This window comes from Lactobacillus acidophilus (assembly GCF_034298135.1).
In the GTDB taxonomy this organism is placed as follows: domain Bacteria; phylum Bacillota; class Bacilli; order Lactobacillales; family Lactobacillaceae; genus Lactobacillus; species Lactobacillus acidophilus.
The window spans coordinates 282,013-297,057 of the sequence record NZ_CP139575.1 but is presented as its reverse complement, the minus strand read 5'-3'; the positions used below and the strand labels follow the sequence as shown (position 1 = coordinate 297,057).

Here is a 15,045-nt window from a genome sequence, read left to right as displayed (position 1 = left end):
ATTCCAGTTCAAATTGAACTGGAATTTTTTTATTCTAAATTACTTTTTGGCTTTTTAGCATTTTCACTTAATTTTCTAAGTTTAGCTGCCTGTTTCTTGGTTAACCGTGGGAAGCGTAGCTTAAACTGACTACCTTGTCCTTCAACGGACTCAACACTGATTTCACCATCATAGCTATCAACTAACTTTTGAGCTATTGATAATCCTAAACCGTTACCACCTTTTTCACGAGTTCTTGCTTTATCAACACGGTAGAAACGATTAAAGATCTTCTCTTGATCTTCTTGAGAAATACCTTCACCGAAGTCCTGAACAATGATATTAACTTCTTTTTTAGTCACACCAGCTGAAACATTAATTTGTTTTATATCAGTAGAATACTTAATACCATTATCTATTAAAATTACTAACAGCTGCTCCAAGTGACCATGATAAATTTGAATTTCTGTATCTGGTGGTAAATCATCTTCATCAAGTTGAATCTTAAAGTCTGAATGAACCATTGCCAAATCAGAAACAACTCGTTTTACTGTTTCGTTAACATTTGTTACTTCATAAGGATATTGAACATCAATTTGTTCAGCTCTAGTTAAATCAAGCATTTCCTGAATCAAATGTTTCATTCGATCAGCTTCTTGAAGAGACGCCTTAATTGATTCATCCAAAATTTGTGGATCATCTTTACCCCAGCGCTCTAGCATATTCAAATGCCCCTCAATTACGGCCACTGGAGTTCTCAATTCATGAGATACATCCCCAACAAATTGCTTTTGTTGCTCAATATAACTTTGCATTCGATCAAGCATTTTATTAATTGACGTTGCCAATTCTTCTAATTCATCATCCCGGTTAAGCTCTTTAATTCTTGCCACACTATTAGGATCAGCATTAACTTCCTTAGCCACTTTAGACATATTCTTAATCGGTTTAACAACACTAACAACCAATATATAAGAAATACCTATAAATGCCACAATAGCAATCAGAGAAAGTACTAGCATTAAGCGCAGCAAGTTGTTCATCAAATTATTGTAATATCTCATACTATTCGAGACGACAATATAACCCGTTAATTTATTATTAACTGATGAATAAACTTTTTGATAAGTTATTAATAGCAAACGCCGATTTTGTTTGATCTTCACCACATTTGAATCACCTTTAAAAGGCTTAAATTTAGGCGTTGTATCACCGTTAGCAAAAACAACTTCATTATGCTTATTATAAACAGCAACACTAATATCTGGATTAGAAATTGATGAAATCAAATTGTCACTAAAAGCATTATTATTAGCATCTTTACTACTAATAGCTGGACCACCTTTTAATACACGTCTAGTAGACGGAGAAAGCGACGGAATCACATTAGAAATTTCTAATTCATTTGGAATCGAACTCAAAGTTCTATCCAATGTTACTGCCACATTGGCCGAAGTTTCTTCTTGTTGATTAAGTGACTGTTGACTAACAATTTGATAAACGACAACTGAAAATATGACAAAAGAGACCGTAATCGTCAATGCAACGATACTTACCCATCGAATGATTAGCGATGAATGCTTGGTCTCTTCCTGCGCTTCTTTATTATTCTTGATCATCATCTTCATCTCTTACCATATAACCGGTACCACGAACCGTCTTAATGTAAGATGGTTGACCTGGAGCATCGATCTTATTACGTAAGTAACGAACATAAACTTCAACAACATTAGTTTCAATATTTGATTCTGGACCCCAAATTTTGTTCAGCAATTGATCACGACTGACTACGTTGTTCTTGTTTTCAATTAAGGTCATTAACAAGTTATATTCACGTTTAGTCAAGTCAATTGCTTTACCATCTCCGCGGTGAACAATTCTGTTAGCAGTTTCAATAGTTAAATCTTTAAACTTAACTATCTTTTGTTTTGCAACTGTAACTTTAGAAGCATCTTTTTCAATCTTTACTCGGCGTAAGACGGCACGTAAACGTGCAAGAAGTTCTTCAATAGCAAAAGGCTTAACAATGTAATCATCTGCACCATGGTCTAAGCCAGATACACGATCAATTACAGAATCACGCGCAGTCATCATAATAATTGGTGTAGTCTTTACTTGACGAACTCGACGAGCAATTTCCAGACCATTCAAATCTGGCAACATCAAGTCAAGTAATATTGCATCAAAATCTTGGGCAAGAGCGTCATCTAACCCTTTACGACCATTATTTTCTACTACAGTCTCATAATTTTCGTGTTGTAATTCTAGCTCAACAAATCGAGCCAAATTCTTTTCATCTTCAATAATTAGAATTTTTGCCATGTTAATTCAATTCCTCGTAGATCAATTTGGTTTTCTAATACATAATAAATTAATTAAAAAATGTTTTTATAATTAAAGGATACTTTAAAAATGACCCTAAAACAAGATGAAAAAACAATCAAAGCTAAATTTCTTTGATTGTTTATCATATTATTTGCTAAAACTACTTATCTTCTTTTTTATCATCAAATAAATTCTTCAACTTAGTAAATGCTGGGTTAATTTGATTCTTCTTACCTTCATCAAATGTAGCTTGAGATACAACTTCCCAACCATTACCTTCAGGATAAACATCCTTCTCTTTTTCTTCTGGAGTCAAAATGGTAACTGGAATATGAAGTAAAATGTTATCTTCAACCGCAGTTTGTAAATCAACCATATCATTTTCAACTTGAACAATTGTATCATTATCTTCTAATTCTACTTTAGTTGGTTTACGATCAATATAATTCTCAGTAAAGGTAAAATCTTCATGATAATCAGCAGGTTTCAAGCTTCTGCTTGATGGAACTACCAAGTCAGCAGTTACGTGAAAGCTCCCTGTTACAAATGGTTCTTCATAAAATAAGTCACCAGATAAATGGACGTTTTTTGCATCAATTAATAGATCTTTACTTCTCTTAAAGAATTCTGGCCTCATCTCAACATCACGTTCAATGTGAGTTAAAGGTTCAGAAGAATTTTTAATTTTAGAAAAACTAATTTCTAGCATATTACACCTCGATTGGTCGTTGACCAAAGTTTTGATCAACACCCATTACTTGTTCAAATAAGCGATCCGTTCTAACTTGCAAAGCAAGCGAACCACTTTTTGCACTTCTTTTATCAACTTTAGAAATAATTTCTGTTTGAATATTTTTACGGTTTTGCTTTAAATATTGACGCCCTTTTTTACTAAAACCCAATAACATCAAAGATTCATGATTAAAGCTATCAAGCATATCATCATAGGTTACATTCAATAAAGTATACAAACTCAACCTACGTAGACGAGCATAAGTATACCGCTTAGATTTAATTCTACGCAAAAATTCAGTAAAATCACGGGCAAGATGAATTTCTTGCTTCATCTTATATTCTAAGCCTTCACTCATTTGGTAAATTCGCCGCAGATCTTCAATAGATGAAGATTCAATACGGTACTTTAAAAATGGATAAAGTAAATTCCAATTAGGATAAACTTTTTGTTTAGCTAAAATATTCGCTTCATTTTTAGGCATCCAATACTTTAAATTGCTGGTGTCTTCACCATGCAAGAGCAAATTTCTAATTGCACTTGCACTTTGAACTACCCCACTACGTTGTAAAATATCATCATGTCCTGCACCAATTCGATTTACCGGGTGAAGTTTTAAAGGCGAACCTAAATTATGATTTGCGACAGCATACGCTAACCCTAAAATTGCATTCGGCTGATTAATCTCATGTCCCACTTCATGTGCAACCATTTGATTATATTGAGTAGAATAAGTTTGACTATAATCCTTAAAATCCATATGATTCTGTGGGATTTCAGCAATTCTACTGCCAAGATATGCAAAATTCAAATTAGCATCTTCAACACCAAACACTAAATCTGTTACACCTAATTTGGCTAACTGATCAATATTACCTAATGAAAATAAATCTGCCGGTTCTACAGCAGTAGAAAACGGAGTTTCGAAGACTAAATCGGCTCCTGATTGAAGAGCTGCTTTTGCTCTATCCCACTTACTCATAATCGCCATTTCACCACGTTGAACGTAGTTACCGGACATTAATACAACAATTGGATCCTTTTTAGCGATAAGTCGTGCCTGATTTAATAAAAATTCATGCCCACTATGTAAAGGATTAAATTCCGCAATAATCCCAACCGCACTCATATTTTATTAGTCTTCCTTTAATTCAATTTGTTTACCATTAGCCCATAATTTTTCAAGATTATAAAACTCACGAGCTTCTTTAGTAAATACGTTTACCACAACATCACCTAAATCAAGCAAAAGCCAATTAGAATCTCTTGTACCTTCAATACGATAATCAGTGTAATTATTTTCATGAGCCGCATCAACGATTGAATTAACAATAGCATGTAATTGACGGTTAGAACCTGCGCTAGTAATTACGTAGTAATCAGCTAAAATGCTAACACCACGCATGTCATAAGCTTCAGTATCTTCACCATGACGATCACTAATTGCTTTGGTTGTAAAATCTAAAATTTCTTGACTAGTCAAATTTTTTTCTCCTTCTAATAATTAGTAGTACTCCAAACATTGTAGGCATCAAGCGTACGTGGATATACTTTATTTCTTTTTTCAACTAAAAATGCTAAAGTGTGTGCTAATTGATAGCCAACACCCTCATCAAGATTAGCATAGGTAATTTCACGTGCCTTGTCTACTCCTGGAAAATTACGACCTGGTTCAATAAAATCTGCCATAAAAACAATTTTATCTAATGTGGTCATTTCAGTATCTCCAGTTGTATGACGACGCACTGCAGTTAAAATTTCGGGGTCCCTAATCTTTAAATCATGTTCAATAAAATAAGTTCCAACAATACCATGCCAGATTGCACGATTCCAATTAAGCAAGTCTTTATCAAAATCTTGCTCTTTAATTACTTTACGATATTCTTCAATTGGAACTTGTTTTGCATAATCATGTACAAATCCAGCAAGTGCCGCTTTATCTTCATCATAGCCATTTAATTTGGCCAATTTACGTGAAGTTTCGCTAACACGTACGCAGTGTTGAAATCTCTTATCATCCATATTTGCCTTTTCTTTAGCAATAATTTCATCACTAGATAATGGCGAATATGTTTTTTTAAAAATTAGTTTCGTCAAGGTAAAGCCCCTTTTCTTCAATATACTTTCTAACAGCTTCTGGTACTAAGTAACGAATTGAAGTGCCGGTTGCAACTGAACGACGAATAGCAGTTGAACTTAAACGAATATCTGGTGCATCAACCCAAATCATTGGATATTGTGGATCTTGCGGATAACCTGGACGACGAATACCCACCAAAGTCACCATTTTTGCTAAAGTTGGTGCTTCCTTCCATGTATGGAAACTATTTACCTGATCACTACCCATAATTAGGTAATAATTATTTTGTGGTGCTTTTTCTTTTAAATAGCGCATTGTATCAACTGTATATGAAATACCGCCACGGAATAATTCAAGTAACTTAACTCTAAATTTAGGATTATCTCGAGTAGCTAAATCAAGCATTGTTGCTCGATCCTTAGCTGAAGTAAGTGGAGCATTCTTATGTGGTGGAATATTATCAGGAATAAACCATACTTCATCTAAACGCAATTTAGTCATTGCTTGCTCTGCAGCAACTAAGTGAGCAATATGAACTGGATTAAAAGTTCCACCCATAATGCCAATTTGTCTACCCTTACCATTTTCTCGTTCTAACTTAGATTCAACTTTGGCAACAGGTGCTTCTTTCTCAATACATTTTGGATTAACCATATGAAAACCTCTAAATTAATGCACGACGAATTCCTAAACCAATACCATCAGGAGTATAAGTTTTAACAACGCATCCCTTAGGCACAGTCACAAAACCGATTCCGCCAAACAAAAGATCACTCTTATAATCAGTTCTAAACTCTTTACCTTTAAGCGGAGCCATCTGATCATCTGCAGAAGGGGGAGTCAATAATTCTCCTTTATGCTTTTCATAAAAAGCATCGGCATTGGCAGTCTTAGTTCTATGAACATACATATCACGTGCCACATATACTGTAAAACTAGTTGATTCACCTTTCAAAAAATCAATTCTGCCAAGTCCCGCCAAAAATAATGTGTTACCTGGCAAAAGTTGATAAGTAGCTGGCTTAAGTGGCTTTTTAGGTGATACTAATTCCAAATCTTTAGCATTTAAATGTGTAGCAAGTTGGTTATCCGTCATAATCCCTGGTGTATCAATCAAAAAGTGACCATTTTCTAATGGAATTTCAATTTGATCTAAAGTGGTGCCAGGGAAGCGCGAAGTAGTAATTAAATCCTGAATATCACCCATCATATCAATGATTGCATTGATTAATGTCGATTTACCAACATTGGTAGTTCCTACAAAATAAACATCTTTATCTTGAGAATGATCATTGATATAAGAAATTAAACTCTCTAAATTTACTTTCTTTTTAGCTGATACCAAAAAGATATCCTTGGGATATAATCCCATTCGGTTAGCTTCTTGTCTCATCCAGTCCTTAATTTTGCTTTGTTTAGAATTCTTAGGGAAAAGATCAAACTTATTTCCTACTAAGATGAAATCATTGTTTCCTACAAAGCGCTTCAATGATGACAAAAGCGAATTAGAAAAGTCAAATAAATCAACAACATTAACTACTAATGCTTTCTTTTCAGACAATGAATTAAGTAAAGCCAAGAAGTCATCGTTATTCAAATCAACAGGCATGATTTCATTATAGTGCCGCAATCTAAAGCAGCGTTGACAATAAACATCTGTGTTTTCTTCACGCTTTGCCTTATCTAGTGCACTCTTAGGTAAATAACCTGCTTTTTTAGGATCATCGGATTGAAGAATAGCCCCACATCCAACGCAAATAATATCCTCATCCATTTTGTAAATTCTCCTTAAATGTTACTCGATGTGATAAACCAAGAAAGAAAAAGATAATCTTCTCAAAGAAACGATTAATTCGGGTATTCCACTTATCAGTCTCAACTAATGGTTTAACCAAAACAGTCTCAACGCCAGCTAAATTACCTGCTTGCATATCTGTAATTAGTTGATCTCCCACCATCATTACTTGATTTTTATTCAATCCCATCTCTTCTCGCTTACGCGTAATGGCAAACGGCAAAGGCTTACGTGCCTTCGCTACAAAATCAATGTGGTATGGGTTAAGTACTTTACCGACACGTTCGGCATTATTGTTAGAGATGACAACTAACTTAATATTTGCCTTAGCAAGTTTTTTATTTAGCTTATCCATTTCTTTTGCAGTTTCAAATTTATTCCAAGCAAGTAGAGTATTATCTAAATCTGAAAAAACTGCTTTTATTCCCATTTCATTTAATTTGCGAGGGTCCAAATTGTAAATAGTATCTATTGTATATTTTGGTCTAAATAACATATAAAATCTGCCATATAAAACATGGAAGTATGTAGAAAGATATGAGATTTCTACATACCAGAAAGATATATTTTTCCTTTCTTTGTTTTCTTTACTGTCGTCTTCACCAGTATTCCGATATTCCAATTTAGGAGTAATCGCATTGACTAGCTCGTACAGCTTAAGGGTCTAGCCAACCCCATTAATTTTCTTTATTTTGCTAAAGCTAAAAGATTTAGCACTGCATTTTCATCTCGATCATTAGTGTAGCCACACCGATAACAGATATACTCATTATGTTTAGTACCATGTTTTTGATTACCTTGTAGAGTAATCTTTTCATCACCTTTTTTGACATATCCACACTTTGCACATCTTTGTGTTGATGGATACATTTTAGAAGCAAGAATTAATTCTTTATTGTACCAATCACACTTATAAGTTAAGATCTGTCTGAATTTACCAAAAAGCGATCTCTGCATGCCCTTTGAAGCCACATGCGTCATCATCATTTCTTTGACTGCCAAATCTTCAATTACGATTTGATCGTAATCATTCACTAACCTAGTAGTGAATTTTTGTAAAAGGTCATTTTGGATATTGACTACTTTACGGTAATCTCTTTGCAATTTGGCTCTCACTGCTAAGTAATTATTCGTCTTGGTAGCCAGCTTACCATTAATTTCTCTTTTACGAGCTAACATTCTTTGATAATGTTTAATTCGCTTGTAGAGCTTTTGCAGCCTAACAGGTAAAACATTGATTAGACCATCTGTGTAGTTGAAATGTCCAACATTAACATCAATTGCAGTTTTCTTATGAGTTTTAGCCTTAGCCGGAATGTTTTCTTCATAGGTTAAAGCCGCATAGTATAATCCTTTTTCTTTAAAGATACTTGCTATTTTAACTTTGCGCATCTTCAAAGCCTCATAGCTTGCTAGATCGAACCAATTATCTTTTGCGATACTCCAAGGCTTATCAAGTCTAAGCTTGCCATTAACAATTTCAGCCCGATCTGTTTTAAAGCCTTGCCTAGGAGCTTTCTTAGATTTAAATCTTGGCTTCCCCCAGTCAGGCTGAGCTTTATCTAAAAAATTCTTCCACGCATTAGCTAAATCTTTAATAGCTAGCTGTAAACATCTAGCTGATAAATCATATTGCCAGTCGGCTTTACCAGCTACTAATTCATCACGAACTCTGCGTTCATTAGGACTAGGGTTATCTTTAGTAGTTAATGTATGGGCCTCATACATCAACTGCCAGGTCTCCAATCCTTTATTCCAACAATATCTACGATAGTCGCACAAAGCATCAAGATGCTTCTGCATTGTTTTATTTACTTTTAGCTTAACTACTTGCGTTTTAATCATTGCTTCACCTCCTAAACCAAACACCAGTTTAGCAGATGAGTAATTTTACACAAGCAAACAAAATATTAAATTTTATTCATTTTCCATGTTTATCTTTCTGAGTGAAGCTGATTTTCCATTTTTTTCATTATATATAATATCAAAAATGTGTTTGTATTAGAAACTTTTGTTTCATTCTTAGGAAAACGTGATAAAATACTAACAATTTAACCTAGTTCATCCAGATTTAGAAAGGGAAGACAATGAGAAAATTTATCGATTTACACCTTCACCTAGATGGTTCAGTTCCTGTTTCTACTGTAAAGAAACTAATGCAAGAACATGATTTGCCTATTCCAACGGATCAAGAACTGCGCCAAGAATTGTCAGTTGATTCTAGTTGCAAAAGTTTAGATCAATTTTTAGAAAAATTTGCTTTACCTAATAAATTAATGCAGACAAGACATGACCTTGAAACGATCGTTTATGATCTTCTAACTGAATTAAAAGCACAAGGTTTGGTTTACGCAGAAATTCGTTTTGCTCCGCAGCTTCATACTAAAGAAGGTTTAACGCAAGAAGATGCAATTAAGGCAGCCATCAGTGGTTTAAATAAATTTTTGTATGATCAAAAAGAAAAAAATGACTCACCTGAATTGCACGCAGGCTTAATTTTATGCTTAATGCGATTTTCTAATAATCAAAAAGAAAATATAGAAACAGTTGAGCTTGCCAAAAAATTCTTAAATAAAGGCGTAGTTGGGCTTGATCTAGCTGGTGCTGAAGGTCCTATTCCTAATATTAAGTACAAATCATTCTTTAATCAGGCTCAACAACTTGGTGTACCTTATACAATCCATGCTGGTGAAGCAGATGGTCCTGATTCGATCCGTCAAGCACTAGCAATGGGCGCTAAAAGAATTGGTCATGGTATTCGCTGCACAGAAGATACCCAATTGACTCAGGAATTAATCGATCAACAAATCGTACTAGAATGTTGTGCCACTTCCAATATGAATACTAAGGCATTTGATCAAATCGATTCCTATCCGATTAAGAAATTGCTTCATAAAGGGATGAAAGTTACACTTAATTCCGATGATATGACGGTTTCTGATACTAATTTACTCCATGAATACAAAGTGCTTGAAAAACGAACTGATTTAACACCTGAAGAAGAAACAACGCTTTATCTCAACGCAGTTGACGCTGCATTTACGACACCTGATGAAAAAATTAGATTACGAGCATTTTTGCAGAAATAAAAAATAAAGGTCAGGAATGATTTTCCTGGCCTTTATTTTTAAGTAATTATTAGTTTAATGCCTTCTTAGCAGTGTCTGCTAATTGTGCAAAAGTCTTTGAATCGTTGTAAGCAATATCAGCTAACATCTTACGGTTCATGTCAACACCAGCTAACTTCAAGCCGTGCATTAACTTAGAATATGAGATGTCGTTTTGTCTTGCAGCTGCGTTAATACGAGCGATCCATAACTTTCTGAAGTCACTCTTACGTCTTCTACGGTCACGGAATGCGTACTTGTATGAAACGAATAATTGAGTACTTGCAGCCTTAAATTGCATGTGCTTTGCGCCACGGTAACCCTTGGCAAGCTTCATGATCTTCTTACGACGTTGACGTGTTACTGTTCCACCTTTAACTCTTGGCATTTAAAATTCCTCCTACTACAGTCTGATTCAAGAACAAATAATTAGTGCATTTGAGCAACCATTTGCTTAATACGCTTCATGTCGCTACGTGAAACCATAGCAGGCTTTCTCAAGTGACGACGTTGCTTCTTAGTCTTACCGTGGAAACGGTGACCAGTAAATGCGTGGTGACGTTTTAAACCACCATTTGCAGTTCTCTTGAAACGCTTAGCAGAAGCGCGGTGTGTTTTCATCTTTGGCATATTTCTATTTCCTCCAATTAACTACTTTTTCTTTTTGTCCTTATCACTCTTAGGTGCAAGCATTAAGAACATTGAACGGCCTTCCATCTTAGGCTTACTAATAACATTAGCAATATCTGAAGTTGCTTCAGCCATCTTTTCAAGTACTTGTTGACCTAATTCCTTGTGAGTGATGGCACGACCTCTAAAACGAATTGAAACACGAACTTTAGCCCCTTCTTTAGAAATGAACTTACGAACATGTTTTAACTTAGTTTCAAAGTCGTTGCCTTCAATTGTTGGACTCAAACGAATTTCTTTTACACTAACTGTCTTGGACTTCTTACGGGATTCCTTAAGCTTCTTTTGTTGTTCAAAGCGGTACTTACCGTAGTCCATGATACGTGCTACAGGTGGCTTAGCGTTGGGTGAAATAAGAACTAAATCAAGACCTGCATCGCTTGCACGATTCAAGGCTTCACTCTTACTCATCACACCAACTTGACCACCATCTTCATCAATTAAACGAACTTCGCGAGCGCGAATTCTGTCGTTTAAGATTAAACTCCTTGGTATAACTGTTCACCTCCGTGTTAATTTGAGGACAAGAAAAAGGCGGGATAAGTATCACCCCGCCTTTAATCAACAGAAATTATCGATCAGCCTAGAGGTTTACTTAACTTAGGCGAGAAGCGGGTGCTTCTTCTTGTTCTCAACTAGTAGTAGTATACTCGTTAATACTATCCTCGTCAATAAAATTATGAGCTTTTTTCACAAAGTAGTAGATTATTTTATCAACTTTTTGTTTTGGTAAGCATAACTTACAAAATAATTGCCGGCACCTTCACCTACACGTAAAGCATTAACTTTCTTTCCTTTAATTGTCTTTTTAACAGGAACATAGTAGTAACCATCTCCTGCGCCTGCGAGCCAGCCATTAGCATTAAAGCCCGTAACGCCGTGGAATTTAAAAGTATAAGCTTCAAACATTGAACTAGATACTTTATCGGCTAATTTATAATTTGCTTTTTCATCAGCAGCTGCTAACTTATCAGCCCACTTATCTGATTCTTTTCCCTTCAATACTTGGTAGAGTTTGAGTCCATTAATAGTATGAGCTGTAATTTTAGTTTTGATTATTTTGCCATCTTCTTTATGATACCAGGTACCACGAGTGTTTTTAGGCGTAGTAAAAACTTTTTTAGCACCCCAACTTGCTGCATTTGCCGTAGTAGCATTAGCACTAGCAAATCCTAAAATCATTAAAAATGCTGCCAAAAATACGAAAACTTTTTTCTTCATCTGAATATCTCCTCTCAAAATTACATGTCTATTATGCCACTAAAAACTACGATCGAAGCATTAATTTTACGTTTTTTTTACAATAATTACATTTATGTTACTAAATAAAAATAGCTGATTAAATCAGCTATGCTACAAAATCTACTCTTTCTTCAATTTTTCATTAATTTGCTTAACCTCAGTTCTTAAATGATAAAAATATGCTCCATATGCAATCGTGTACATAATGATAAATTCTCCAATTACTAGCAATAAATTCATCCCTACAAAATCAAAGCTATTCAAATAGAAGTTAAATACTAGCCATGCGGCCAAACAAACAAAGAAATTAATAAAAATCTGCTTTCTTAAAGACCAACTATCATTGTTGAAAACCAACCCTGCTAAAAAGAAAAAGACTCCAATTAGAAATGAAGCTAGCACCCAAAACAAAAAGGTTGAAACATTAATGGTACTTTTAGTCAAATTTTCCGAATAATACATTCCTAAAATCTCTACTGCTAGCCAACTCATGCCAATGCCAACACCAATTAAGCCACTGACTAATAATTGTTTCAAATTTTTCATAATCCTATCCTCTCTTTCAAGTATTTAATCTTTCTTCGTGCAACTTGAATTCGCAAACCATTTTTCATAATAGCATCAATGTTGCCTATCCTAATAATTTCCAGATGATCGATCAAGTGATAATTAACAATTGAACTTCTGGATACAACAACAAAATTATCAGGTAAAATTTTCTCTACTTGATACAATCTACCTCTAAAAACATAGCTATCAGCTTCTGTACATATCAACGTCTTTTCATTTTCCACCTGTATTGCAAAAATCTGTGAAAATTTAATTGCATGTGCATCCCTATCCTGATAGCCCCAAAGGAAATCTTGTTCAGATCTCAGTTCTTTAGTAATCCGTTTCATTTTTTCGGTCATCTTTTTTAACCAAAATTCTGCTTTTTCTTCCGATAAATTCTGGTCAACATTAAACTTAATTTTCATATCATTCCCCCTTACTTGTTTATTAGTATAGCTATCTAAATAACTAAAACCAGCAAGTTTCGGTAAACGGCAAAAATCTAACGGTGAATGGTATTATTACCAAAAAATCCGCCAGGATATTATTCCTAGCGGATTTTTATTGTTTATTTTATTAAGACTAGTTTTCTCTTGAGTATGACTTAACGTCAGCATCAATTTCATTAATGAAGTCATCAAGACTCTTAGAAATTTCTTCATCAGTACCGTAACGACGTACGTTAACGCTACCGTTCTTCATTTCTTCGTCACCTAATACTAAAGTGTAAGGTACTTTTTGAGTTTGTGATTCACGAATCTTGTAACCCATCTTTTCGTTTCTATCATCAACTTCTACTCTGAAGCCGCGCTTAGCAAGTTCTTGACGAACCTTTTCTGCATATTCGCCATGAGCTTCATTGTTAACTGGGATGATTTCAGCTTGAACTGGAGCAAGCCAAGTTGGGAATGCACCTTTGTAGATTTCAGTAAGGTAAGCAATGAATCTTTCCATAGTACCAACAATACCACGGTGAACCATAACTGGACGGTGTTCTTCACCATCTTTACCAACGTAAGTTAAGCCAAATCTTTCTGGGAGCATGAAATCAAGTTGGATAGTTGACATAGTTTCGTCGTTACCCAAAGCAGTCTTAGTTTGAATATCAAGCTTAGGACCATAGAATGCTGCTTCACCTTCAGCTTCAACATAGTCAAGGCCAAGGTCATCCATAGCACCCTTAAGCATCTTTTGACTTCTTTCCCACATTTCATCATTTGCAAAGTACTTGTCAGTGTTCTTTGGATCACGGTATGAAAGTCTGAAGTAGTAATCAGTAATATCGAAGTCTCTGTATACGTCCATGATCAACTTCAAGATCTTAGCAAATTCGCTTTGAACTTGATCAAGTTCTACAAATGTGTGACCATCGTTCAAGGTCATTTCACGTACACGTTGAAGACCAGATAAAGCACCTGATTTTTCGTATCTGTGCATCATACCAAGTTCAGCAACACGAAGTGGTAAATCACGGTATGAACGAATGTGGTGCTTGTAAATTTGAATATGTGATGGGCAGTTCATTGGACGAAGTTCAAGCATTTCGCCATCACCCATGTCCATTGGTGGGAACATGTCATCACGATAGTGTGCCCAGTGACCTGACGTCTTGTAAGCATCAAGGTTCATAAGTACTGGAGTGTAAACGTGCTTGTAACCGTCAGCTACTTCACGATCGATGATGTAACGTTCAACAACACGACGAATAGTAGCACCCTTTGGCATCCAGTAAGGAAGACCTGCACCAACCTTAGGATCTACGAAGAAGAGATCAAGGTCACGACCGATAGTACGGTGGTCACGTTCCTTAATTTCAGCACGACGCTTCAAGTCTTCCTTTAAAGCAGCTTCCTTGAAGAATGCAGTACCAAAAATTCTTTGAAGCATAGGGTTTGATGACTTACCAAGCCAGTAAGCACCAGCTACTGATAAAAGCTTAAAGTGCTTAATTTTACCAGTGTTTGGTAATAATGCATCAAAGCCAAAGTCCACAAAGTCACCTAATTTGTAAGCATCAACCTTGTCAGAGTCAATCTTCTTTAAAAGATCGCTCTTGAATGGATCATCCTTGAACATTTCTTCAAGTTCTGACTTGTCCATTACAACATGTTCAATAGGTTGACCACTCTTAATAAGCTTTTCCATTGCCTTTTCAAGTTCTGGCAATTCAGTAACCTTAATTTGGTCCTTCTTGTCAGTATCAACATAGAAGCCACCTTCATCAGCTACGTGTTGACCTAAACGAAGTTCTGGGTACTTCTTCTTAGCAACAGCTTCAAATGCAAAAGCTGCAGTTGCTCTTAAGATATCTAATCCTTCTTCATCCTTATCAGTAATGATAGCAATTTCAACATCACTATCAATTTCGTAATCAAGTGGCTTAACTTGACCATTTACCTTAGCACCAACAGCAGCCTTTCCAAGAGAAGTAGCGATTGATGAAGCTACTTCTTTAACTGAAACAGCCTTGTCGAATTCTTTCTTTGAGCCATCTGGCAAAGTAACTGAAAAACTCATAAAATTACCTCCAAAAAAAATCCCA

18 protein-coding genes and 1 other annotated feature are annotated in these 15,045 nt (G+C 35.3%); of the genes, 1 reads left to right on the top strand and 17 read right to left on the bottom strand.

All coding sequences use genetic code 11. The features are described from left to right. Positions 1-29: 29 nt before the first annotated feature. The 10 genes from SO785_RS01315 to SO785_RS01270 form a co-directional block, all read right to left on the bottom strand. Positions 30-1,607, bottom strand: a complete 1,578-nt coding sequence (locus SO785_RS01315) for a HAMP domain-containing sensor histidine kinase (RefSeq protein WP_011254489.1) — start codon at positions 1,605-1,607, stop codon at positions 30-32. Continuing rightward, positions 1,585-2,301, bottom strand: coding sequence for a response regulator transcription factor (locus SO785_RS01310; protein ID WP_003548305.1), 717 nt, complete (start codon positions 2,299-2,301; stop codon positions 1,585-1,587). The genes SO785_RS01315 and SO785_RS01310 overlap by 23 nt, the downstream gene beginning before the upstream one ends. A 163-nt stretch (positions 2,302-2,464) precedes the next feature. Continuing rightward, the gene (locus SO785_RS01305; protein WP_021874135.1) at positions 2,465-3,013 is read right to left on the bottom strand and encodes a YceD family protein; all 549 of its coding nucleotides are present in this window, start codon (positions 3,011-3,013) and stop codon (positions 2,465-2,467) included. A 1-nt stretch (position 3,014) separates the two neighbouring features. Further along, the gene (locus tag SO785_RS01300; RefSeq protein WP_003548309.1) at positions 3,015-4,166 is read right to left on the bottom strand and encodes a nucleotidyltransferase; all 1,152 of its coding nucleotides are present in this window, start codon (positions 4,164-4,166) and stop codon (positions 3,015-3,017) included. Between the two features lie 6 nt (positions 4,167-4,172). Continuing rightward, positions 4,173-4,520 (bottom strand): ribosome silencing factor, encoded by a 348-nt coding sequence (gene rsfS / locus SO785_RS01295; RefSeq protein ID WP_003548311.1) that lies wholly within the window; start codon positions 4,518-4,520, stop codon positions 4,173-4,175. 14 nt (positions 4,521-4,534) lie between these two features. Then, the gene (yqeK, locus tag SO785_RS01290) at positions 4,535-5,134 is read right to left on the bottom strand and encodes a bis(5'-nucleosyl)-tetraphosphatase (symmetrical) YqeK (protein ID WP_003548313.1); all 600 of its coding nucleotides are present in this window, start codon (positions 5,132-5,134) and stop codon (positions 4,535-4,537) included. Then, positions 5,115-5,771 carry a nicotinate-nucleotide adenylyltransferase gene (locus tag SO785_RS01285; RefSeq protein WP_003548315.1) on the bottom strand — a complete coding sequence of 219 codons (657 nt, stop codon included), beginning with the start codon at positions 5,769-5,771 and terminating at the stop codon, positions 5,115-5,117. The genes yqeK and SO785_RS01285 overlap by 20 nt, the downstream gene beginning before the upstream one ends. Positions 5,772-5,781: 10 nt before the next feature. After that, complete coding sequence (gene yqeH, locus SO785_RS01280) at positions 5,782-6,891, bottom strand: ribosome biogenesis GTPase YqeH (RefSeq protein WP_003548317.1); 1,110 nt, start codon at positions 6,889-6,891, stop codon at positions 5,782-5,784. Continuing rightward, entirely contained in the window at positions 6,884-7,456 is a 573-nt protein-coding gene (locus tag SO785_RS01275; protein WP_324256102.1) for a YqeG family HAD IIIA-type phosphatase, read from the bottom strand. The genes yqeH and SO785_RS01275 overlap by 8 nt, the downstream gene beginning before the upstream one ends. A gap of 143 nt (positions 7,457-7,599) precedes the next feature. After that, positions 7,600-8,757 (bottom strand): RNA-guided endonuclease InsQ/TnpB family protein, encoded by a 1,158-nt coding sequence (locus SO785_RS01270; protein ID WP_021721374.1) that lies wholly within the window; start codon positions 8,755-8,757, stop codon positions 7,600-7,602. A 242-nt stretch (positions 8,758-8,999) separates the two neighbouring features. Here SO785_RS01270 and add point away from each other — a divergent pair, with 242 nt between their 5' ends. After that, positions 9,000-10,001 carry an adenosine deaminase gene (add, locus tag SO785_RS01265; protein ID WP_003548323.1) on the top strand — a complete coding sequence of 334 codons (1,002 nt, stop codon included), beginning with the start codon at positions 9,000-9,002 and terminating at the stop codon, positions 9,999-10,001. Between the two features lie 49 nt (positions 10,002-10,050). Here add and rplT read toward each other — a convergent pair whose 3' ends face one another. From rplT to thrS, 7 genes are all read right to left on the bottom strand, one after another. Next, positions 10,051-10,407 carry a 50S ribosomal protein L20 gene (rplT, locus tag SO785_RS01260; RefSeq protein WP_003548326.1) on the bottom strand — a complete coding sequence of 119 codons (357 nt, stop codon included), beginning with the start codon at positions 10,405-10,407 and terminating at the stop codon, positions 10,051-10,053. A gap of 41 nt (positions 10,408-10,448) precedes the next feature. After that, positions 10,449-10,649: a 50S ribosomal protein L35 gene (gene rpmI, locus SO785_RS01255; protein WP_003548328.1), complete on the bottom strand. Its 201-nt coding sequence runs from the start codon at positions 10,647-10,649 to the stop codon at positions 10,449-10,451. A 21-nt stretch (positions 10,650-10,670) separates the two neighbouring features. Beyond that, entirely contained in the window at positions 10,671-11,204 is a 534-nt protein-coding gene (infC, locus tag SO785_RS01250) for a translation initiation factor IF-3 (protein ID WP_075917325.1), read from the bottom strand. 25 nt (positions 11,205-11,229) lie between these two features. Beyond that, positions 11,230-11,342 (bottom strand) — a sequence feature (ribosomal protein L20 leader region). Between the two features lie 72 nt (positions 11,343-11,414). Beyond that, positions 11,415-11,930, bottom strand: coding sequence for a hypothetical protein (locus SO785_RS01245; RefSeq protein WP_011254493.1), 516 nt, complete (start codon positions 11,928-11,930; stop codon positions 11,415-11,417). A gap of 141 nt (positions 11,931-12,071) precedes the next feature. Continuing rightward, positions 12,072-12,497 carry a DUF3021 domain-containing protein gene (locus SO785_RS01240; protein WP_003548334.1) on the bottom strand — a complete coding sequence of 142 codons (426 nt, stop codon included), beginning with the start codon at positions 12,495-12,497 and terminating at the stop codon, positions 12,072-12,074. Next, positions 12,494-12,928: a LytTR family DNA-binding domain-containing protein gene (locus SO785_RS01235; protein ID WP_003548336.1), complete on the bottom strand. Its 435-nt coding sequence runs from the start codon at positions 12,926-12,928 to the stop codon at positions 12,494-12,496. Before SO785_RS01235 ends, SO785_RS01240 begins: the two co-directional genes overlap by 4 nt. A 157-nt stretch (positions 12,929-13,085) precedes the next feature. Continuing rightward, positions 13,086-15,020, bottom strand: coding sequence for a threonine--tRNA ligase (gene thrS, locus SO785_RS01230; RefSeq protein WP_003548338.1), 1,935 nt, complete (start codon positions 15,018-15,020; stop codon positions 13,086-13,088). Positions 15,021-15,045 lie beyond the last annotated feature (25 nt).

What these genes read in the sequence shown, in the direction of transcription:
- thrS (WP_003548338.1), bottom strand. Translation starts at nt 15,020, where the DNA reads ATGAGTTTTTCAGTTACTTTGCCAGATGGCTCAAAGAAAGAATTCGAC.
- SO785_RS01315 (WP_011254489.1), bottom strand. Translation starts at nt 1,607, where the DNA reads ATGAAGATGATGATCAAGAATAATAAAGAAGCGCAGGAAGAGACCAAG.
- rplT (WP_003548326.1), bottom strand. Translation starts at nt 10,407, where the DNA reads ATGCCAAGAGTTAAAGGTGGAACAGTAACACGTCAACGTCGTAAGAAG.
- SO785_RS01310 (WP_003548305.1), bottom strand. Translation starts at nt 2,301, where the DNA reads ATGGCAAAAATTCTAATTATTGAAGATGAAAAGAATTTGGCTCGATTT.
- add (WP_003548323.1), top strand. Translation starts at nt 9,000, where the DNA reads ATGAGAAAATTTATCGATTTACACCTTCACCTAGATGGTTCAGTTCCT.
- SO785_RS01235 (WP_003548336.1), bottom strand. Translation starts at nt 12,928, where the DNA reads ATGAAAATTAAGTTTAATGTTGACCAGAATTTATCGGAAGAAAAAGCA.
- rpmI (WP_003548328.1), bottom strand. Translation starts at nt 10,649, where the DNA reads ATGCCAAAGATGAAAACACACCGCGCTTCTGCTAAGCGTTTCAAGAGA.
- SO785_RS01300 (WP_003548309.1), bottom strand. Translation starts at nt 4,166, where the DNA reads ATGAGTGCGGTTGGGATTATTGCGGAATTTAATCCTTTACATAGTGGG.
- SO785_RS01270 (WP_021721374.1), bottom strand. Translation starts at nt 8,757, where the DNA reads ATGATTAAAACGCAAGTAGTTAAGCTAAAAGTAAATAAAACAATGCAG.
- SO785_RS01305 (WP_021874135.1), bottom strand. Translation starts at nt 3,013, where the DNA reads ATGCTAGAAATTAGTTTTTCTAAAATTAAAAATTCTTCTGAACCTTTA.
- yqeH (WP_003548317.1), bottom strand. Translation starts at nt 6,891, where the DNA reads ATGGATGAGGATATTATTTGCGTTGGATGTGGGGCTATTCTTCAATCC.
- SO785_RS01240 (WP_003548334.1), bottom strand. Translation starts at nt 12,497, where the DNA reads ATGAAAAATTTGAAACAATTATTAGTCAGTGGCTTAATTGGTGTTGGC.
- SO785_RS01245 (WP_011254493.1), bottom strand. Translation starts at nt 11,930, where the DNA reads ATGAAGAAAAAAGTTTTCGTATTTTTGGCAGCATTTTTAATGATTTTA.
- SO785_RS01285 (WP_003548315.1), bottom strand. Translation starts at nt 5,771, where the DNA reads ATGGTTAATCCAAAATGTATTGAGAAAGAAGCACCTGTTGCCAAAGTT.